The sequence below is a fragment of the Mycobacterium sp. genome, assembly GCF_046095365.1.
In the GTDB taxonomy this organism is placed as follows: Bacteria; Actinomycetota; Actinomycetes; order Mycobacteriales; family Mycobacteriaceae; genus Mycobacterium.
In genome coordinates this window covers 1-18,708 of sequence record NZ_JBJTJF010000168.1, presented here as the reverse complement: position 1 = coordinate 18,708, position 18,708 = coordinate 1, and the positions used below count along the sequence as shown (strand labels likewise).

23 protein-coding genes are annotated in these 18,708 nt (G+C 70.7%); 9 read left to right on the top strand and 14 right to left on the bottom strand.

Annotation, left to right across the window (positions count from 1 at the left end):
- The coding region (locus ACKOQ4_RS12950; RefSeq protein ID WP_526292436.1) for a chorismate-binding protein at window positions 1-231 on the bottom strand (231 nt) is incomplete at its 3' end.
- Between ACKOQ4_RS12950 and ACKOQ4_RS12945 the strand changes: the two genes are divergently transcribed.
- Window positions 223-648 (top strand): GNAT family N-acetyltransferase, encoded by a 426-nt coding sequence (locus ACKOQ4_RS12945; RefSeq protein ID WP_526292434.1) that lies wholly within the window; start codon window positions 223-225, stop codon window positions 646-648. The genes ACKOQ4_RS12950 and ACKOQ4_RS12945 overlap by 9 nt on opposite strands.
- Here ACKOQ4_RS12945 and ACKOQ4_RS12940 read toward each other — a convergent pair.
- On the bottom strand, window positions 603-1,040 hold the full coding sequence (locus tag ACKOQ4_RS12940; protein WP_526292432.1) for a hypothetical protein: 438 nt from the start codon (window positions 1,038-1,040) through the stop codon (window positions 603-605). The genes ACKOQ4_RS12945 and ACKOQ4_RS12940 overlap by 46 nt on opposite strands.
- A 37-nt stretch (window positions 1,041-1,077) precedes the next feature.
- Between ACKOQ4_RS12940 and ACKOQ4_RS12935 the strand changes: the two genes are divergently transcribed.
- Window positions 1,078-2,058, top strand: a complete 981-nt coding sequence (locus ACKOQ4_RS12935) for a diacylglycerol/lipid kinase family protein (RefSeq protein ID WP_526292430.1) — start codon at window positions 1,078-1,080, stop codon at window positions 2,056-2,058.
- A gap of 216 nt (window positions 2,059-2,274) precedes the next feature.
- Window positions 2,275-2,529 (top strand): transcriptional regulator WhiB1, encoded by a 255-nt coding sequence (gene whiB1, locus ACKOQ4_RS12930; protein WP_232169383.1) that lies wholly within the window; start codon window positions 2,275-2,277, stop codon window positions 2,527-2,529.
- Between the two features lie 75 nt (window positions 2,530-2,604).
- On the opposite strand, the gene ACKOQ4_RS12925 is transcribed toward whiB1, so the two are convergent.
- Both ACKOQ4_RS12925 and ACKOQ4_RS12920 read right to left on the bottom strand, forming a co-directional pair.
- On the bottom strand, window positions 2,605-4,029 hold the full coding sequence (locus ACKOQ4_RS12925) for a sensor histidine kinase (RefSeq protein WP_526292428.1): 1,425 nt from the start codon (window positions 4,027-4,029) through the stop codon (window positions 2,605-2,607).
- A 17-nt stretch (window positions 4,030-4,046) separates the two neighbouring features.
- The gene (locus ACKOQ4_RS12920) at window positions 4,047-4,262 is read right to left on the bottom strand and encodes a biotin/lipoyl-binding carrier protein (RefSeq protein WP_526292426.1); all 216 of its coding nucleotides are present in this window, start codon (window positions 4,260-4,262) and stop codon (window positions 4,047-4,049) included.
- Window positions 4,263-4,355: 93 nt separating this feature from the next.
- On the opposite strand from ACKOQ4_RS12920, the gene ACKOQ4_RS12915 reads away from it, so the two are divergent.
- Complete coding sequence (locus ACKOQ4_RS12915; RefSeq protein WP_526292438.1) at window positions 4,356-4,430, top strand: 50S ribosomal protein bL37; 75 nt, start codon at window positions 4,356-4,358, stop codon at window positions 4,428-4,430.
- A gap of 3 nt (window positions 4,431-4,433) precedes the next feature.
- On the opposite strand, the gene rsrA is transcribed toward ACKOQ4_RS12915, so the two are convergent.
- Both rsrA and ACKOQ4_RS12905 read right to left on the bottom strand, forming a co-directional pair.
- Window positions 4,434-4,718, bottom strand: coding sequence for a mycothiol system anti-sigma-R factor (rsrA, locus tag ACKOQ4_RS12910; RefSeq protein ID WP_526292424.1), 285 nt, complete (start codon window positions 4,716-4,718; stop codon window positions 4,434-4,436).
- Entirely contained in the window at window positions 4,715-5,371 is a 657-nt protein-coding gene (locus ACKOQ4_RS12905) for a sigma-70 family RNA polymerase sigma factor (RefSeq protein ID WP_526292422.1), read from the bottom strand. The genes rsrA and ACKOQ4_RS12905 overlap by 4 nt, the downstream gene beginning before the upstream one ends.
- 34 nt (window positions 5,372-5,405) lie before the next feature.
- Here ACKOQ4_RS12905 and ACKOQ4_RS12900 point away from each other — a divergent pair, with 34 nt between their 5' ends.
- Window positions 5,406-6,263, top strand: a complete 858-nt coding sequence (locus tag ACKOQ4_RS12900) for an SDR family oxidoreductase (RefSeq protein ID WP_526292420.1) — start codon at window positions 5,406-5,408, stop codon at window positions 6,261-6,263.
- Here the strand turns inward: ACKOQ4_RS12900 and ACKOQ4_RS12895 are convergent.
- Entirely contained in the window at window positions 6,260-7,798 is a 1,539-nt protein-coding gene (locus ACKOQ4_RS12895) for an aldehyde dehydrogenase family protein (protein ID WP_526292418.1), read from the bottom strand. The two genes, ACKOQ4_RS12900 and ACKOQ4_RS12895, sit on opposite strands and share 4 nt — an antisense overlap.
- A 57-nt stretch (window positions 7,799-7,855) precedes the next feature.
- Complete coding sequence (locus ACKOQ4_RS12890) at window positions 7,856-8,581, bottom strand: SOS response-associated peptidase (RefSeq protein ID WP_526292416.1); 726 nt, start codon at window positions 8,579-8,581, stop codon at window positions 7,856-7,858.
- 16 nt (window positions 8,582-8,597) lie between these two features.
- On the opposite strand from ACKOQ4_RS12890, the gene aroA reads away from it, so the two are divergent.
- Genes aroA through ACKOQ4_RS12875 form a run of 3 tightly spaced genes read left to right on the top strand, consistent with a single transcriptional unit; the run spans window position 8,598 to window position 11,730 of the window.
- Complete coding sequence (gene aroA, locus ACKOQ4_RS12885; RefSeq protein WP_526292414.1) at window positions 8,598-9,893, top strand: 3-phosphoshikimate 1-carboxyvinyltransferase; 1,296 nt, start codon at window positions 8,598-8,600, stop codon at window positions 9,891-9,893.
- Complete coding sequence (gene rsgA / locus ACKOQ4_RS12880) at window positions 9,890-10,879, top strand: ribosome small subunit-dependent GTPase A (RefSeq protein WP_526292412.1); 990 nt, start codon at window positions 9,890-9,892, stop codon at window positions 10,877-10,879. Before aroA ends, rsgA begins: the two co-directional genes overlap by 4 nt.
- Window positions 10,876-11,730 carry an aldo/keto reductase gene (locus ACKOQ4_RS12875; protein ID WP_526292410.1) on the top strand — a complete coding sequence of 285 codons (855 nt, stop codon included), beginning with the start codon at window positions 10,876-10,878 and terminating at the stop codon, window positions 11,728-11,730. Before rsgA ends, ACKOQ4_RS12875 begins: the two co-directional genes overlap by 4 nt.
- Before the next feature lie 31 nt (window positions 11,731-11,761).
- On the opposite strand, the gene ACKOQ4_RS12870 is transcribed toward ACKOQ4_RS12875, so the two are convergent.
- Genes ACKOQ4_RS12870 through ACKOQ4_RS12850 form a run of 5 tightly spaced genes read right to left on the bottom strand, consistent with a single transcriptional unit; the run spans window position 11,762 to window position 16,948 of the window.
- Window positions 11,762-13,027: a fatty acid desaturase family protein gene (locus ACKOQ4_RS12870; protein ID WP_526292408.1), complete on the bottom strand. Its 1,266-nt coding sequence runs from the start codon at window positions 13,025-13,027 to the stop codon at window positions 11,762-11,764.
- Entirely contained in the window at window positions 13,027-14,112 is a 1,086-nt protein-coding gene (locus ACKOQ4_RS12865; RefSeq protein ID WP_526292406.1) for a ferredoxin reductase, read from the bottom strand. Before ACKOQ4_RS12865 ends, ACKOQ4_RS12870 begins: the two co-directional genes overlap by 1 nt.
- Before the next feature lie 23 nt (window positions 14,113-14,135).
- Window positions 14,136-14,633, bottom strand: coding sequence for a DUF6912 family protein (locus ACKOQ4_RS12860; RefSeq protein WP_526292404.1), 498 nt, complete (start codon window positions 14,631-14,633; stop codon window positions 14,136-14,138).
- Window positions 14,634-14,663: 30 nt separating this feature from the next.
- Window positions 14,664-15,515: a polyphosphate kinase 2 gene (gene ppk2 / locus ACKOQ4_RS12855; RefSeq protein ID WP_526292402.1), complete on the bottom strand. Its 852-nt coding sequence runs from the start codon at window positions 15,513-15,515 to the stop codon at window positions 14,664-14,666.
- Window positions 15,516-15,538: 23 nt separating this feature from the next.
- Window positions 15,539-16,948: a WS/DGAT/MGAT family O-acyltransferase gene (locus tag ACKOQ4_RS12850; RefSeq protein ID WP_526292400.1), complete on the bottom strand. Its 1,410-nt coding sequence runs from the start codon at window positions 16,946-16,948 to the stop codon at window positions 15,539-15,541.
- Window positions 16,949-17,108: 160 nt separating this feature from the next.
- Here ACKOQ4_RS12850 and ACKOQ4_RS12845 point away from each other — a divergent pair, with 160 nt between their 5' ends.
- Window positions 17,109-17,603, top strand: coding sequence for an Rv3235 family protein (locus ACKOQ4_RS12845; RefSeq protein ID WP_526292398.1), 495 nt, complete (start codon window positions 17,109-17,111; stop codon window positions 17,601-17,603).
- 4 nt (window positions 17,604-17,607) lie between these two features.
- Here the strand turns inward: ACKOQ4_RS12845 and ACKOQ4_RS12840 are convergent.
- Window positions 17,608-18,708: preprotein translocase subunit SecA (locus ACKOQ4_RS12840; protein WP_526292396.1), on the bottom strand; the 1,101-nt coding region annotated here is incomplete at its 5' end.

The following is an 18,708-nucleotide window of genomic DNA, read 5'->3' as shown; positions in this document are numbered from 1 at the left end:
CTTCGCCGACGCGGCCAGTGCGGCGCCGGCGGCGTCGTCGGCCCGGGGATCGGCCGAGCGCGGTGCGGACCCGGCGAACGGCCGGCAGGTCACCTCCTCGCCGCGGCGGGCCACCAGCAGTTCGGGGCTGGCGCCCACCAGGGCCGTGCCGGTGTGCGCGGGTCCGGCGGGGGAGAGGTCGGCCAGTTCATGGAACATCGCGACGATCACGGGCTCGTCGCGATGATCCATGAACTGGCCGAGTTCGAACGCGCACCCGAACAGTGCAGCGTGAACGAAACCCAGATCACCGCAGCGCTTTTCGGCGACGACGCGGTGGCGAGCTGCCATATCGCCGAGGTCGACGGGACGGCGGCGGCGATGGCGCTGTGGTTCCGCAACTTCTCCACCTGGGACGGGGTGGCGGGCATCCACCTGGAGGACCTGTTTGTCCGCGAGCGGTTCCGCCGCCGCGGCCTGGCCCGGGCGCTGCTGGCCACCCTGGCCCGCGAGTGCGTCGAGAACGGCTACAGCCGGCTCAGCTGGGCGGTGCTGGACTGGAACACCGACGCGATCACCCTGTACGACGCCGTCGGCGGGCGGGCGATGCCGGAGTGGATCAGCTACCGGGTGTCCGGACCGGAGCTCTCGGAGCTGGCCGGTTCCTGAGGGCCGGGGAGCCGCTGCAGCCAGCGCAACGTCGCCGGGCTGAACAGCAGCGCCAGGATCAGCACCGAGACCAGGGCGACCGGGACCGCGTAACCCCACTGGTGCGAGCCGACCCCGACATACCAACTCACCGGCAGCAGCAGCATCTGCGCGTAGATCGCGATGCCGCGGCCCCACCGCCGTCCGGTCCACAGCGCCCACGCCGCGGCCAGCAGGACCGCGCCGAGCAGGCCGAACCATCCGGCGTTGCCGAATCCGTTGACGATGTGGCGGTCGGCGCCGGCCAGCCCGCGGACCAGGAAGGCCACAGCGGAGACCGCGCCGAGGGTGCCCTGCAGGCCGACCAGCACGGCGGCCGCGCGCACCGGGGTCGGGGTCGACTGAACACTCACACAGTGGAGCCTAGAGCTGCCGATAGGCTCATGGCTCGTGCGCGCCGTGCTGATCGTCAACCCGAACGCCACGTCGACCACCCCGGCCGGCCGCGACCTGCTCGCCCACGCGCTGGAGAGCCGGGTGCGACTCGACGTCGTGCACACCGACCACCGGGGGCACGCGGTGGAGATCGCCGAGGACGCCAGGCGGGACCGGATCGACGCGATCATCGTGCACGGCGGCGACGGCACGGTCAACGAGGTCGTCAACGGCCTGCTCGGCCCGCCCGGCACGGACCGGCCGGAACCCTCGACGCTGCCGGCGGTCGGGGTGGTCCCGGGCGGTTCGGCCAACGTCTTCGCCCGCGCCCTGGGCATCAGCCCGGACCCGATCGCGGCGACCAACCAGCTCGTCGACCTGATCGACGGCCGCCGCCACGGCGGGTCGTGGCGGCGGATCGGGCTGATGGACTGTGCCGAGAAGTGGGCGGTGTTCACCGCCGGCATGGGTGTCGACGGCGACGTCGTGGCCGCGGTGGAGGCCCAGCGGGCCAAGGGCCGCAAGGTCACCGCGGCGCGCTACATCCGCATCGGGGTGCGCGAGATGCTGGGCAACATCCGGGCCGAACCGCTGCTCACGCTGCATCTGCCGGGTCGCGAGCCGGTAGGCGGGGTGCATTTCGCGTTCGTCTCCAACGCCAGCCCCTGGACCTACGCCAACAGCCGGCCGGCGCGGACCAACCCGGGCACCACATTCGAGGGCGGCCTCGGGGTTTTCGCCATGACCACCATGAACATCGTCTCCAACCTGCTGGCCCTGCGCCGGATGCTGTCCAGCACCGCCGAGATCAAGGGCAGGCACCTGATCCGGGAGGACGACGTGGCGTGGGTGCGCCTCACCGCCGCCGCGCCGATCGCCTGCCAGGTCGACGGGGATTTTCTCGGACCGCGAACAGACATGGTCTTCACCGCGGTGCCCGATGCCCTCGACGTCGTCGCGCCTCTCCCCGATCAGGGCTCTGAGCTGCGCCGATAACCGCCGACCAGGGCCGGGCGGGCTAAACCGGCCGGGGAGTGACCCGGGGAGTGACATTGCCCACGCTTGGCTCGAGCCCTATTGACTTCCGCGCGGGCTGTGAAACCATCTAGGTAACAGTGCAACAACATTTGTGTGTGCACGCGTTACGCAGCCGGGATTCAGGGGGAAACCCCCTACTTGGCGCGCACACACCATAACAAGGAGTAGCCGAAAATGGATTGGCGCCACAAGGCGGTCTGTCGGGACGAGGATCCGGAGCTGTTCTTCCCGGTCGGGAACAGCGGCCCTGCCCTCGCCCAGATCGCTGACGCGAAGCTGGTGTGCAACCGGTGCCCGGTGACCACCGAGTGCCTGACCTGGGCGCTGGAGTCCGGCCAGGACGCCGGCGTGTGGGGCGGCATGAGCGAGGACGAACGTCGTGCCCTCAAGCGCCGCAACGCCCGCACCCGGGCCCGCACCGGCGTCTGAGAACCGTCGACAACTCGGGGCCCCGGCGCTAGTGCCGGGGCCCTGAGTTTTTTCCCGCCGCTTTTCCCGCCGCCGTCAGTGGACCGCCCGCCCGGCGCGCCGCCCGATCGGCACCCGCAGCACCACCTCGGTGCCCCCGCCGGCCGCGCCGCGCATCTGCAGCGAGCCGTCGAGCTCGGCCGACACCAGGGTCCGCACGATCTGCAGGCCCAGCCGGTCGGAGGTCTCCAGGTCGAATCCGGGCGGCAGCCCACGCCCGTTGTCGTACACGACGACGTCGAGCCAGCGGGCCGACCGGTCGGCCCGGATCAGGATGCGGCCCTCGGCCTTGTCCGGACCCGACGCCTGGGCGAACCCGTGGTGGACGGCGTTCTGCACCAGTTCGGTGACCACCATGACCAGTGCGGTGGCCCGGTCGGCGTCGAGCACGCCCAGGGCGCCCTCCCGGTTGATCCGGATCGGGGTGTCGACCCGGGCCACGTCGTTCATCACCGGAAGGATCCGGTCGACCACGTCGTCGAGGTTGACCTCCTCGTCGACCGACATCGACAGCGCCTCGTGCACCTGGGCGATCGCCGCCACCCTGCGCACCGACTCCTCCAGGGCCTCGCGTCCCTCGGCGTTGGCGGTGCGGCGGGCCTGCAGCCGCAGCAGCGCGGCAACGGTCTGCAGGTTGTTCTTGACCCGGTGGTGGATCTCGCGGATGGTGGCGTCCTTGGACAGAAGCGCCCGGTCCCGGCGCTTGACCTCGGTGACGTCGCGGATCAGCACGGCCGCACCGGCGGACCGCCCGCCTACCACCAGGGGCAGCGTGCGCAGCAGCACCGTCGCGCCGCCGGCGTCGACCTCCAGGCGCATGCCGGCGCCGCCGGCCACCGAGGCGCCGACGTGCTCGGCCAGTTCCCGGGCCTCGAACGAGTCGGAGATCAGCGGGCGGGTGATCTCGACCAGGCTGTGGCCCTCCAGCTCGGCGGTCAGGCCCATCCGGTGGTAGGCCGAGAGCGCGTTGGGGCTGGCGTAGCCGACCACGCCGTGGACGTCCAGGCGGATGAATCCGTCGCCCACCCGCGGGCTCGACCGCGATATCGCCTGGTCGGCGGCGTCGGGGAAGGTGCCCTCGGAGACCATGTCGACCAGCCGGGCCGCGCAGTCCAGGTAGGCCGTCTCCAGCGGCGAGGAGGTCCGCCGGGCGTCGTCGGCGCTCTGCCGGGTGAGCAGGGCGACCTCCTCGCCGCGGTAGCGCACCGGGATCGCCCCGGGCAGGTCCGCGCCGGACACCACGGTGCCGACGGCGTCGGCGACCAGCAGCGTGGAGGCGGTGTTGGGCCGGCACTGGGCCACGCAGATCAGGGTGGCGTCCTCGCGTCGCACCCACATCAGGAAGTCCCCGAAGGACAGATCCGCGAGCAGCTGCCACTCGCCGACCACGGCGTGCAGGTGGTCGACGGCGGCGCCGGGCAGCACGGTGTGCTCGGCGAGCAGGTCACCGAGGGTCGACACGGGTCAGGACAGCGGGTTCAGTCGATGACGGCGATCAGGTCGCCGGCCTGGATGACGTCGCCGACGGCCACCTTCACCTCGGTGACCGTCCCGGCCACCTCGGCGAGCACCGGGATCTCCATCTTCATCGACTCCAGGAGCACCAGGATGTCGCCGGCGTCGATCAGGTCGCCCTCGCTGACGACGACCTCGAGAACACTGGCCACGATCTCCGCGCGCACGTCCTCGGCCATGCCTGTATCGAACCACAACACCGGGTGCCCGGGAGGTCGCAGGGCCGTGAGAGAATAGGGCAAATCCCGCGGATGAACGACGGAGGTATCACCATGGCCAAGCGTGGCCGGAAGAAGAAAGCCCGCAAGCACAGCAAGGCCAACCACGGCCGGCGGCCCAACAGCTGAGCCTCAGCTGTAGCGGATGATCGTCGTGCGGCTGATCTGCAGCCGCACCCTTTCCACCAGGTAGGCGGGGGCCTTCTCGCCGCTGAGCTTGGCGGCCAGCAGATGCTTGATCCGCTCCTCGACGCCGTAGTGGCGCAGGCAGGCCGGGCAGTGGTCGAGGTGCCGGCGCAGCCGGTCGGCCTCGTCGTCGGTGACCTCGCCGTCGAGCATCGACCACACCTCGCGGATGACCACCGCGCAGTCGGTGTGGCCCGGATCGGGGTCGGGCAGGTTGTCCTCGGCGCTCACGGGTTGACCTCCTCGACCTCGTCGGCGGTCTCCCGGCCGCGCAACAGTCCCCGGTCGCGGGCCACGTCGGCGAGCAGCCCGCGCAGCTGGCGGCGGCCCCGGTGCAGGCGGGACATCACCGTCCCGATCGGCGTCTCCATGATCTCGGCGATCTCCTTGTAGGGCAGGCCCTCGACGTCGGCTAGGTACACCGCGAGCCGGAACTCTTCTGGTAACGCTCCGAGCGCCTCTTTGATTTCACTGTCGGGAAGATTCTCCAGCGCCTCGACCTCAGCCGAGCGCAGCCCGGTCGAGGTGTGCTCGGCGTTGGCGGCCAGCTGCCAGTCGGTGATCTCGTCGGTGGGGTACTCCGCGGGCTGGCGCTGCTTCTTGCGGTAGCTGTTGATGTAGGTGTTGGTCAGGATCCGGTACAGCCAGGCCTTGAGGTTGGTGCCCTCCCGGAACGACCGGAACGCGGCGTAGGCCTTGACCATGGTCTCCTGCACCAGGTCCTCGGCGTCGGCGGGGTTGCGGGTCATCCGCAGCGCGCCGCCGTAGAGCTGGTCCATCAGCGGGATGGCGTCACGCTCGAAGCGCGCGGTGACCTCGGCGTCGGTCTCCTCGCGGGTGGCGGTCCCCACGGGGTGGTCGGCGAAGTCCTCGGTGTCACTCATCGGGGCCCAATCCTAGGGGAATAGGCTCACCGGCATGGCAGCGAGCGGATTCTCCGGCAAGACCATGTTAATCTCCGGCGCCAGCCGCGGCATCGGCCTGGCGATCGCCAAGCGCGTCGCGGCCGACGGCGCGAACGTCGCGCTGGTGGCCAAGACCACCGAGCCGCACCCCAAGCTGCCCGGCACCATCTACACCGCGGCCAAGGAGATCGAGGAGGCCGGCGGCCACGCCCTGCCGATCGTCGGCGACGTCCGCGACGGCGACTCGGTGGCCGCCGCCGTCGCCAAGACCGTCGAGCAGTTCGGCGCCATCGACATGTGCGTCAACAACGCCTCAGCGATCAACCTGGGCTCCATCGAGGACGTGCCGCTCAAGCGCTTCGACCTGATGAACGGCATCGAGGTGCGCGGCACCTACGCGGTGTCGCAGGCCTGCATCCCGCACATGAAGGGCCGGTCCAACCCGCACATCCTCACCCTGTCCCCGCCGATCCGGCTGGAGCCCAAGTGGCTGCGGCCCGCCCCCTACATGATGGCCAAGTTCGGGATGACGTTGTGCGCCTTGGGTATTGCCGAGGAGCTGCGGCACTACGGAATCGCCTCGAACACGCTGTGGCCGCGGACCGCTATCGCCACCGCCGCGGTGCAGAATCTGCTCGGGGGCGACGAGATGATGGCGCGCTCCCGCAAGCCGGAGGTGTACGCCGACGCCGCCTACGCGGTGCTGAGCAAGCCCGCGGGTGGGTTCACCGGCCACAGCCTGCTGTGCGAGGACGTGCTGCTCGACAGCGGCGTCACCGACCTGTCGGTGTACGACTGCGTGCCGGGTAACGAACTCGGCGTGGACTTCTGGGTCGACTCCCCCAACCCGCCGGGCTACCCGGGCGGCTAGCCCTTGGCGCCCTTGCGGCCCAGCCGGCGCCAGCCGTGCCCGGCGAAGGCCCGCATCGCGGCGAGTGCGAACCGGGCCTGCTTGCGCGACGAGGAGTACCACATCAGTTCGGACTTCTGGGTCGGGATGCGCGGGGCTGTGATGGCCTGCTGGCGGCAGAACTTGATCAGCCCGTTGGCCCCGCCGGAGCGGTAGCCCATGCCGGAGTCCTTCCAGCCGCCCATCGGCAGCGACGGGCAGAACACGTTGGTCAGGGCGTCGTTGACGTTGACCGCGCCGCAGTCCAGCCGGCGGGCGATCCGCTCGCCGCGGGAGGTGTCCCCGGTCCACACCGTCGCCGACAGGCCGTAGCGGGAGTCGTTGGCCAGCCGGATCGCCTCCTCCTCGTCGGCCACCTTGACCACCGGAAGGGTGGGACCGAAGGTCTCCTCGGCGATGCAGCTCATCGACGCGTCGACGTCGGCGAGCACGGTGGGCTGGAAGAAGGTGCCCACCCCGGTGGGCTTACCGCCGGCCAGCACCCGGGCGCCGGCGGCGACGGCCTCGTTGACGTGGCGCTCGACGATGTCCCGCTGGGCCTCGGTGGCCATCGCTCCGGTGTTGAAGGCGAAGTCCTTGCCGGACTCGCTGCCCTGCGCGATCTTCTTGACGTTGGCGGTCAGCTTGGTGACGAATTCGTCGTAGACCGGGGCCTCGACGTACACCCGCTCCACCGAGATGCACACCTGGCCGGAGTTGAACATGCCGCCCCAGGCGATCCCGTTGGCGGCCCGGTCCACGTCGGCGTCGGCCAGCACGATCGCCGGGTCCTTGCCGCCGAGTTCGAGGCTGAACGGGATGAGCCGCTCGGCGCAGGCCACCGCCACTTTGCGTCCGGTGGCGGTGGAGCCGGTGAAGTGCACGTAGTCGGCGTTGTCGATGACCGCCGCGCCGGTGGCCCCGTAGCCGGTGGTCAGCCCGAGGATCGGCGGGGCGCCCACCTCGTTCCAGCCGCGGACGAACTCGACGGCCGAAAGGGGGGTCACCTCAGAGGGTTTCAGCAGCACCGCCGCGCCGGCGGCCAGCGCGGGCACCACGTCCAGGCCGAGCATGGCCAGCGGGAAGTTCCACGGTTCGATGATGCCGACCAGCGGGTAGGGCCGGTAGACGGTGGTCAGCTTCTTGACCTTGAACAGCGGGCTGTGCGCCTTGGGGTGCTTGTCGGCCAGGAAAGCCTCGGCGTTGTTGGCCCAGTAGTTGATCGCGTCGGCCACGCCGACCGGTTCCAGCGCGGCGTCGACTCGGCTCTTGCCGGTCTCCGACATCAGCACGTCGGTCAGGTGGTCGGCGTTGTCCAGGATCCAGTCCTGCCACTTGAGCATCCACTTCTTGCGGCCGTTTCCGCCGATGGCCTCCCACTCGTGCTGGAACAGGCGCAGTTCGCGGGCCTTGGCGGCGACGGTGTCGGAGTCGTCGATGGGCACCGTGCCGACCACCGCGCCGTCGGCGGGGTTGTGCACCGTGATCGAGTAGGCCTTGGGTTCAACTGCGGTCATCGGGGTGGTCCTCCGCTGGTGGGATGGTTTGACTCGATGCTAGCGCCAGCACTCGGGCTAGAACAGACCGACCGGTTGGTTGCCTTCGACGGGTTCGATCAGCTCCGGGCCGTTGTTGGCGACCCTGTTGACCAGTCTCGACACCTCGCGCATCGCCAGTCCGCCGACGTCCGGCGGCGCCTCGAGCAGGCCGGCCGGGGCGGGCCGGTCGGGGTCCAGCCACCGGTCCCAGTCGGACTCGCCGAGCACCAGCGGCATCCGGTCGTGCACGCGGGCGAACTGCCCCACCGCGTCGGTGGTGACCACGGTGAAGGTCAGCAGCTTCTGCGGGCCCCAGGCCGACCACAGCCCGGCCACCAGCAGCGGGCGGCCGTCGGGGCGGTAGGTGTAGTACGGCGTCTTGCGGCCCTTGGGCTCCGCGCCGGGCATCCATTCGTAGTAGCCGTCCATCGGCACCAGGCACCGCGTGTGCGCCGCGGCGGCCCGGTAGGCCGGTGAGGACGTCAGGGTTTCGGCGCGGGCGTTGATCAACGGACTTCTGGTCTGCGGCCGCCCGTCGGCGCCAGGCTTCACCCACCCCGGCAGCAGACCCCAGCGCATCAGCCGGATCCGCCGGCCGGCGTCGTCGTCGGGCTCGTCGTGGCGGGCGACCACGGTGGCGACGGTGGCGGTGGGAGCGACGTTGTAATTCGGCGACGGCTCCTGGTCGCCGGTCTCGTCGCGTGCGTCGATTTCCGCAGCCAACCGGGCCGGATCGGTGGTGACGGCGAACCTCCCGCACATGTCTCCATGGTGCAGGATGGTTGCCGTGAACCTCTGGCCGGCACCGCACGCCGTCGCGCCGGTGGACGCCACCGTCGAGGTTCCCGGTTCGAAGTCGATGACCAACCGGGCTCTGGTCCTCGCCGCACTGGCCGGGGACTCGCGGATCAGCGGCGCGCTGCGCAGCCGCGACACCGACCTGATGGTCGGCGCGCTGCGAAGCCTGGGCCTGAGCATCGACGGCGACGGCACCGACCTCGCCGTCGGCGGCGCGCTGCATCCCGGCCCCGGGGCCGCCGTCGACTGCGGCCTGGCCGGCACGGTGCTGCGGTTCGTGCCGCCGCTGGCGGCGCTGAGCACCGGGGCGGTGCTTTTCGACGGCGACGAGCAGGCCCGCGCCCGGCCGATCACCCCGCTGCTCGAGGCGCTGCGCGGCCTCGGCGTGGATATCGACGCCGATCCGCACACCGGCGGGCTGCCGTTCACCGTGCACGGCCGCGGCGCTGTGCCCGGCGGCACCGTGCACATCGACGCCTCGGCCTCCTCGCAGTTCGTCTCCGGCCTGCTGCTGTCCGGGGCGGCCTTCACCGACGGCCTGACGGTGGTGCACACCGGCGCCTCGGTGCCGTCGGCCCCGCACATCGCGATGACGGTGGCGATGCTGTCCGAGGCCGGGGTGCAGGTCGACGAGACGATTCCCAACCGGTGGCGGGTCGAGCCCGGCCGGATCCAGGCGCGGCACTGGCACATCGAACCGGACCTGTCCAACGCGGTGCCGTTCGCCGCGGCCGCGGCGGTGACCGGCGGCACGGTGCGGATCGCCGGCTGGCCGACCATCAGCGTGCAGCCCGCGCCGATCATCCTGGCCATCCTGCGGCTGCTCAATTGCACTGTCAGCCATGAACATGCCGGTCTGGTCGTCAGCGGCCCGGCGGGCTACCCCGGCTTCGACATGGACCTGCACGAGGTGGGCGAACTCACCCCGTCGATGGCGGCGCTGGCCGCGCTGGCCGAACCCGGCTCGGTGTCCCGGCTGACCGGGATCGCCCACCTGCGCGGGCACGAGACCGACCGGCTGGCGGCGCTGCGTGCGGAGATCAACGGCCTGGGCGGGGACTGCGCCGAGGAACCCGACGCGCTGGTGATCACCGCCCGGCCGCTGCACGGCGGGGTGTGGCATTCCTACGCCGACCACCGGATGGCGATGGCCGGGGCGATCGTCGGGCTGCGGGTGCCCGGCGTGCAGGTCGAGGACATCGCCACCACCGCCAAGACGCTGCCGGACTTCCCGGCGATGTGGAGCGCCGTGCTGGCCGGGACCGGACAGCCTTGAGCCGGCTGGACTACGACGAGTCCGACGTGCGGGTGCGGTCGGGCCGGGGGTCCCGGCCGCGGACCAAGACCCGTCCCGAGCACGCCGACGCCGAATCGGCGATGGTGGTGACGGTGGACCGCGGCCGGTGGGGCTGCGTCCTGGACGGTGACCCGCAGCGGCGGGTCACCGCGATGCGGGCCCGCGAACTGGGGCGCACCCCGATCGTGGTCGGCGACCGGGTGGAGGTGGTCGGCGATCTGTCCGGACGCCCGGACACCCTGGCTCGCATCGTCCGCCGCGGGCAGCGCCGGACGGTTCTGCGGCGCACCGCCGATGACACCGACCCGACCGAGCGGGTGGTGGTGGCCAACGCCGACCAGATGATGGTGGTGGTGGCGCTGTCCGATCCGCCGCCGCGCACCGGGCTGGTGGACCGGGCGCTGATCGCGGCCTACACCGGCGGGGTGCGGCCGATCCTGTGCCTGACCAAGACCGACCTAGCCCCGGCCGCCCCGTTCGCCGAACAGTTCGCCGACCTGGACCTCACCGTGGTCAGCGCCGGGCGCGACGAACCCCTCGAGCAGGTCGCAGCGCTGCTGGCCGGTCACACCACCGTGCTGCTCGGCCACTCCGGGGTCGGCAAGTCGACCCTGGTGAATCGCCTCGTGCCGCAGGCCGACCGGGCCATCGGCGAGGTGTCCGGAGTCGGCAAGGGCAAGCACACCTCCACCCAGTCGGTGGCGTTGCCGCTGCCAGGCGGCGGCTGGGTGATCGACACCCCGGGTGTGCGTTCGTTCGGCCTGGCCCACATCCGCCACGACGACGTGCTGCTGGCGTTCTCCGATCTGGCCGAGGCGGTCGCCGGCTGTCCGCGCGGGTGCGGGCACCGCGGGCCGCCGGCCGATCCCGAGTGCGCTCTGGACACCCTGACCGGACCGCCCGCCCGCCGGGTGACCGCGGCCCGCCGTCTGCTCGCCGTACTCGACGAAGGAGAACCCCGATGACCGACAGCACCGTCCCGACCATCACCCTCAACGACGGCCACACGATCCCCCAGCTGGGGTTCGGGGTGTTCAAGGTCGACCCGGAGGAGACCGCCGCGGCGGTGCGGCAGGCCCTGGAGGTGGGCTACCGGCACATCGACACCGCGCAGATGTACGGCAACGAGAAGGGCGTCGGCGAAGGCATCCATCAGGCCGGGCTGGACCGTCCGCAGGTGTTCATCACCAGCAAGCTCAACAACGGCTTCCACCGTCCCGACGACGCCCGGCGCGCCTTCGATCAGACCCTGAGTGAACTCGGCACCGACTACGTCGACCTGTTCCTGATCCACTGGCCGCTGCCGACGCTGTACGACGGCGACTTCATCTCGACCTGGAAGACGCTGGAGGAGTTCAAGTCCGATGGCCGGGCGCGCAGCATCGGGGTGTCCAACTTCCAGATCCATCACCTGCAGGAGCTGGCCCGGGAGACCGAGGTCACCCCGGCGGTCAACCAGATCGAGGTGCATCCGTACTTCACCAACGACGCACTGCGGGCCTACGGAACCGAGCACGACATCGTCACCGAGGGGTGGTCGCCCATCGCCCGGGGCAAGGTGCTCGGCGACCCGGTGGTCGCCCGGATCTCCAGGGCCTCGGGTGCGCACCCCGCACAGGTGGTGCTGCGCTGGCACATCGAGCGCGGCGACGTCGTCTTCCCGAAATCGGTTCACCCGCAACGGATGCGGGAGAACTTCGAGATCTTCGACTTCGACCTCGGCGACGAGGAGATCGAGGCGCTCACCGCTCTGGACCGGGGCGAGGCGGGCCGGATGGGGCCCAACCCCGACACCTTCGCCTACATCCCGGACTGAGTCCCGCCGAGAGTGCGCTCAGATCGAGAATTCAGCCGAAAAGCGGCTTTGAGTCGATCTCCGCGCACTCTCGGCGCGGGATCGGGCTGTTCGCGCGGCGGCGGTGCGCCCGCACGGCGGCCAGCGCCGACTTGAGCCCGCGCTGGCGGGTGGCCAGGGCCTCGAACATCCGCTCGCTGCGGGTCTCCGGGGCATCGTCGGCGGTGTCGCGCAGGAACCGGTCCGGCAGCGACAGCTTGGCGATGGTGCGCCAGGTCTTGGCGTATTGCACCGGCATCGGCCCGCTGGTGTAGGGCAGGTCGTACTTCTCGCAAACCTGCCGCACCCGCACCGAGATCTCGGCGAGCCGGCGGCTGGGCAGATCCGGATAGAGGTGGTGTTCGATCTGGTAGGCGAGATTTCCGGTCATGAACGCCAGCACCGGACCGGCGTCGATGTTGGCGCTGCCGAGCATCTGGCGCAGGTACCACTGGCCGCGGCTCTCACCGGCCATGTCGGTGGTGGTGAACTTCTCGGCGCCGTCGGGGAAATGCCCGCAGAAGATCACCGCGTTGGTCCACAGGTTGCGGATCACGTTGGCCGCCAGGTTGGCCTTGAGCGTGGAGCCGAACCCCGCGCGCGGCGAGAGCGACGTCAGCGCCGGGAACACCAGGAAGTCCTTGGCCAGCTGCCGGGCGGCCTTGGTGGACAGTTCCTTGAGGCGTACGACGGTGGCGGCCCTCGTCTCGGGCCGGTAGATCTTGCGTAACTCCAGGTGCTGCAGCGCGATTCCCCACTCGAAGCCGACGGCCAGCACGGTGTTGATCGCCAGGTTGAGGACGTTGCGGGGCTTCCATGGTTCGTCGCGGGTGACCCGCAGCACGCCGTAGCCGACGTCGTCGTCCATGCCCAGGATGTTGGTGTACTTGTGGTGGGCCACGTTGTGGGTGATCCGCCAGTGCTTGGACGCGCCGACCATGTCCCACTCCCAGGTGGAGGAGTGGATCTCCGGGTCGTTCATCCAGTCCCACTGGCCGTGCAGCACGTTGTGGGCGATCTCCATGTTCTCGATGATCTTGGCCAGCGCGAGCGCACCCGTGCCGGCCCACCAGGCCACCCGCCGGGACCCGAAGGCCAGCAGCAACCGGCCGGCAACCTCCAGGCCGCGTTGGGCGGCGATGGTGCGGTGGATGTAGCGGGCGTCGCGCTCGCCCAGCGAGTCCTCGATGTCGGCGCGGATCGCGTCCAGCTCGGTCGCCAGGGCCTCGATGTCGGCATCGGTCAGGTGGACGAACTCCTCGATGTCGCTGATCGCCATCAGATGTCCACCACGCAGTCGCCGCTGGCCGCCGACACGCAGGTCTGCACCCGGGTACCCGCCTCCTGCTCGACGCCGGTGCGCAGGTCGCGCACCCTCCCGTCGACCAAGCTCACCACACAGGTGTGGCAGATACCCATCCGGCAGCCGAACGGCAGCCGAACACCGGCCCGCTCGCCGGCCTCCAGCAGCGAGGTCGCCGCATCCGCGACCAGCGTGGTGCCGGTACGGGCGAAGGTGACGGCACCCCCGCCCGATGCCGCGGGCCTGCGCGTCGCGGCGAACCGCTCCAGGTGCAGCCGGTCGGCGACTCCCGCTGCGGCCCAGTGCTTCTCGGCTTCCGAGAGCATCCCCTCGGGGCCGCATGCCCAGGTCTGCCGGTCCTGCCAGTCCGGTACCGCCCCGGCCAGGCCGGAGGGCTGCAGACGCCCCTCGGTCCGGGTGGCGCGCACCGTCAGCCGGTAGCCGGGGTGGCTGCGAGCCAGCGCGGCGAGTTCGCCGGCGAACATCACATCCTCCGCCGTCGGCGCGCTGTGCAGATGCACCACGTCGGTGGCGTCGATGGTGCCGCGCCGGACCATAGTCCGCAGCATGGCCATCACCGGGGTGATCCCGGACCCCGCGGTGAGGAAGAGTATCGACGCCGGCGGCGGGTCGGGCAGCACGAACTGTCCGCGCGGGGTTGCCAGCCGCACGACGGTGCCCGGGCGCACCCCGTTGACCAGATGGCCGGACAGGAAGCCCTCGGGCATGGCCTTGACGGTGATGCTCAGGGTGCGGTCCGCCCCGGAGGCCGGGGGTGAGGTCAGCGAGTAGGACCGCCAGCGCCAGCGGCCCTCGACCAGCAGGCCGATCCCGATGTACTGGCCGGGCCGGTGGTCGAATCCGAAGCCCCACCCGGGCCTGATCACCAGGGTGGCCGAATCGCGGGTCTCCGGTCGCACGGCGACGACGCGACCGCGCAGTTCCCGGGCCGACCACAGCGGGTTGACCAGCTTGAGGAAGTCGTCCGGCAGCAGCGGGGTGGTCGCCGGACCGACCAGGGACCGCATCACCCGCCCGACCTGGGTGCTCACCTGACCCACCGTACCGGCAGACCCGGGCCCGTTCAGAGCAAGTCGAGCAGGAAGGGAACCTCCTGGGTGGCATACCAGGCCAGGTCGTGGTCCTGGGCGTCGCCGACGGTCAGTTCGGCGTCCTCGTCGCCGAGGTCGGCGGCGTCGATCACCTCGATCGCGGCCCGCACCGCCGGTTCGGCGTCGGCGTTGTCGACGTAGACCGCCGCCACCTGGTCCATGCTCACCCGGCCACTCACCCGCACCACGGCGTCGTCGAGGTCGGGCCGGGGGGTGACGGACTCGGCGTCGGCGACCACCACCGCCCGCCGCAGTGGCAGGCCGGCGTCCGGGTCGGCCGACAGCAGCCGCAGCGAGGCCATTGCGGCCTCGGTGATGGCGACCTCGGCGAGTTCCTCGTCGTCGCCCTCGGTGTAGGCCTCGCGCAGCGCGGGCGTGACGGCGAAGGCGGTGCCGCCGCGCGGTTGCAGGAACCCGTCGGTGACCAGTTCGCTCAGCATCGGCAGCGTCGCCGGGATGTACACCCGCATGCAGCAGAGACTAGCGACGCCGCGGCGGACTCACATCGCGCCCTCTTTGTCGCCCAGCAGCGTGGCGGCGAAGTCGGGCACGAAGTTGCTCACGTCGCGCGGCGGACGCCGGTAGTTACCGATCTGCGGCCGCTCCGGGATGACGACCTTCTCGAACTCCACCTCGGTGTAGGGGATGGTGGACAGCAGGTGGGCGATCATGTTGAGCCGGGCGTGCTTCTTGATCTGTGATTCCACCTCGAACCACGGGCTGACCGGGGTGTCGCAGTGGATCATCATGTCGTCCTTGGCCCGCGAGTAGTCCTCCCACCGGTAGACGGACTCCATGTCCATCGGGCTGAGCTTCCAGCGCCGCAGTGGGTCGCTGAGCCGGGACTTGAACCGCCGCAGCTGTTCGTCCTCGGACACCGAAAACCAGTACTTGCGCAACATGATTCCGTCGTCGATGAGCATCTGCTCGAACAGCGGGGTCTGCCGCAGGAACAGCTTCTCCTGCTCCGGCGTGGCGAAGCCCATCACCCGTTCGACGCCGGCGCGGTTGTACCAGGAGCGGTCGAACAGCACGATCTCGCCCTTGCTGGGAAGGTGCTCGATGTAGCGCTGGAAATACCACTGTCCCTTCTCGCGGTCGCTGGGAGCAGGCAGTGCGGCGATCCGCGCGGTGCGCGGGCTGAGGTACTCGGTGATCCGTTTGATCGTCCCGCCCTTGCCGGCTGCGTCCCGGCCCTCGAAGATGATCACGATCCGGGCACCGGTAGCCCGGACCCACTCCTGGACCTTCACCAACTCCGCCTGCAGCCGGAGAAGTTCTGCCTCGTAGACACTGTTGGAAACTTTGGCGGGTTTGCCGGTGGCGTTTTTCTTCGACTTTTCCTTGGCCATGGCCGCATCGTACGACGCTCGACCTACTGGGCGGAGTCGATTAATTCATCCAGCGACTCGGCGAGCAGTTCGGGCAGAACGTCGACATCGCTCATCGCGTCGCGGTCGGCGTTGATGCCGTAGTAGACCATGCCGCAGTAGGAGGTCACCCCGATCGCGAGCACCTGGTCGTGCAGCAGCGGGGGCACCGCGTAGGTCTCCAGCAGCTTCGCGCCGGCGATGTACATCTGCGACTGGGGTCCCGGCACGTTGGTGATCAGCAGGTTGAACTGCCGCGGCGGGTACTGCGTGGCGACCCGAGTTCCCATGGCGTGCAACGTCGGTGGCGGAAATCCGGACAGCGTGACGATGGTGCGGGCGTCCACCAGACTGGCCACCGCGGAGTGCGACTCGGTGGCGTGTGCGATCTGGGACAGCCGCACCACCGGATTGGCCTCGCCGACCGGCAGGTCGATCAGGAACGGGTCGACCTCGCTGATCGCCTGCCCGGGCCCTGACGACGCCATGTCGGCGTCGGGGTAGACCGACGTCGGGGCCATCGCCCGCACCGCCATGCGCGCGTCCACCGGCTCCCCCCGCGACAGCAGCCAGTTGCGCAGCGCACCGGCGATCACCGCGAGCACCACGTCGTTGACGTCGCAGTCGTAGCGCGCCCGCAGCCGGCGGAAGTCGGCCAGCGGCGCCGAGGCCACCGTGAACCGGCGGTGCCGGGACACCGTGGTGTTCAGCGGTGTGCTCGGGGCGCTGCGGCGGGTCACCCGCCGGGCCATCTCGGCGGCGCGGCGTCCCAGCTGCGCCAGTTCCCCGGAGTTGGTCGCGACGTCGATCGCCGCCGACCGCAGTGCGCCGAGTTCCTGGCCCGGCCGGGCCAGCCAGTCCCCGACGGCGTCGAGCAGCAACCGGCCGTCGGACGGCTCCCGGGCCGGCAGCCAGATGTCCTCGCCGAGGTCCGCGGGCCGGCGGGTGCGGTCGGCGATGACGTGCCCGATCTCGCAGGCCGTCACGCCGTTGATGAGGGCCTGGTGGGATTTGATGAAGACCGCCAGACGGTTTCGGTCCAGACCCTCGATGAGGTACATCTCCCAGAGCGGGCGGGTCCGGTCCAGCGGCCGGCCGGCCAGCCTGGAGACCAGCTCGTGCAGCTGGCCGTCGCTGCCCGGGGACGGCAGCGCGGAGCGCCGCACGTGATAGGTGATGTCGAAGTCGGGGTCGTCGATCCACACCGGACGGGCGATGCCCAGCGTCACCTCGCGCACCTTCTGCCGGTAGCGCGGGATCTGCGGCAGCCGCCGTTCCACGGTCTCCAGCAGGGCGTCGTAGCTCAATCCGCCGCGCGGGCGCCGCAGGATCGACAGGGAGCCCACGTACATCGGCGTCGCGGTGTCCTCGCGGTGATAGAACGCCGCGTCGGCGGTCGACAGCCGGGTCACCATCGTGGCGCGGTCCGCTCAGTCACCCTGCCACGGTAGCGCCGCGGCGCTGAGGAGTCCCGGACCCGGGGCGAATACCCGTCCCGGCGAAACGTGCCATCATGGCATCCGCGCCGCCACTCTCCAGCGGTGCACCCCGCCGTTCGATCGTCTGGAGAGTGTCGTGTCCGCAGGCCCGCTGTTCCCGGAATCCCTGTCTCCCAGGGCCGTTGCGCTGGTGTCGCCCGTCATCGACTACGAACCGCCGCTGTCGGGCGAGCGGCCCCGGCGGTCGGCGGCGCGCGCCGTCGGCACCCGTCGTCGTCCCGCGCCACCGCCGGCCGAGACCCGGGGCCAGCTGCGTGCCGCGGCGACCTTCGCCGACGCCGCCCTGCGCCGGGTGCTGGAGGTCCTCGACCGGCGCCGCCCGCTGGCGCAGCTGCGTCCGCTGCTGGCGCCCGGACTGCTCGACTCGCTGCTGACCGGCGCGGGCGACGCCGGCAGGACGGCGCGGCTGCAACGGGTGCGGACCCAGCTGACCCGGCCGGACGGCACCGCAGCCGAGGTCAGCGCGCACTACACCCGCGGGCAGCGGGTGCACGCGCTCGCCTGCCGCGTCGAGCAGGTGATCACCCCGACCGGGCCGCGCTGGCAGGTGGTCGCGCTGCTGCTGGGCTAGCGCCTCAGCGGCGACGCAGGAGCTTGCGCTCCTTGTTCTCCTGGCGGGCGGCCTCGCGGCGCTGCTTGCGGGTGGACCTGGCGGTCGCTTCTGGCGCGTCCTGGCGCTGGATCTCGGCGTCGCCGTCCTCGGAGGGCCCGACGTAGGTCAGCGGCCGGGAGTCGTCCTGCTCGATGCCGCGGGCCCGCAGGCCCTCCGGCATCGGCTGCGCGGCGACCGTCGGCTGCTGCGGCTGGGCGTCGATCTGGACGTTGAACAGGAACCCGATCGACTCCTCCTTGAGCGCCTCGAGCATGCCCTGGAACATGTCGTAGCCCTCGCGCTGGTACTCCACCAGCGGATCACGCTGGGCCATGGCCCGCAGGCCGATGCCCTCCTTGAGATAGTCCATCTCGTAGAGGTGCTCGCGCCACTTGCGGTCAAGCACATTGAGCAGCACATTGCGCTCCAGTTGCCGCATCGCTCCCGGGCCGGCGAGGGCGTCGATGTCGGCTTCCCTTCTGGCATAGGCCTTTTCGGCGTCGGCGATGAGGACCTCGCGCAGCTCCTCGCGGGTGAGATCGCCGGCCTCGCCGACCGCGTCGGAGTCGATGAGGTCGTGATGGTCGACACCGACCGGGTAGAGCGTGCGCAGCGCGCCCCACAACTGCTCGAGGTCCCAGTCCTCGGAATAGCCCTCGGCGGTGGCCCCGTCGACGTAGGCGTTGATCACGTCGACCAGCATGTCGTGGGCCTGCCCCTCGAGGTCCTCGCCGTCGAGGATGCGGCGGCGCTCGGCGTAGATGACCTTGCGCTGCTGGTTCATCACCTCGTCGTACTTGAGCACGTTCTTGCGGATCTCGAAGTTCTGCTGCTCGACCTGGGTCTGCGCGCTCTTGATCGCCCGGGTCACCATCTTGGCTTCGATCGGCACGTCGTCGGGCAGGTTCAGCCGGGTCAGCAGCGCCTCGAGGGTGGCGCCGTTGAACCGGCGCATGAGCTCGTCGCCCAGCGACAGGTAGAACCGGGACTCGCCGGGGTCGCCCTGGCGGCCGGAGCGGCCGCGCAGCTGGTTGTCGATGCGCCGCGACTCGTGGCGCTCGGTTCCCAGCACGTAGAGCCCGCC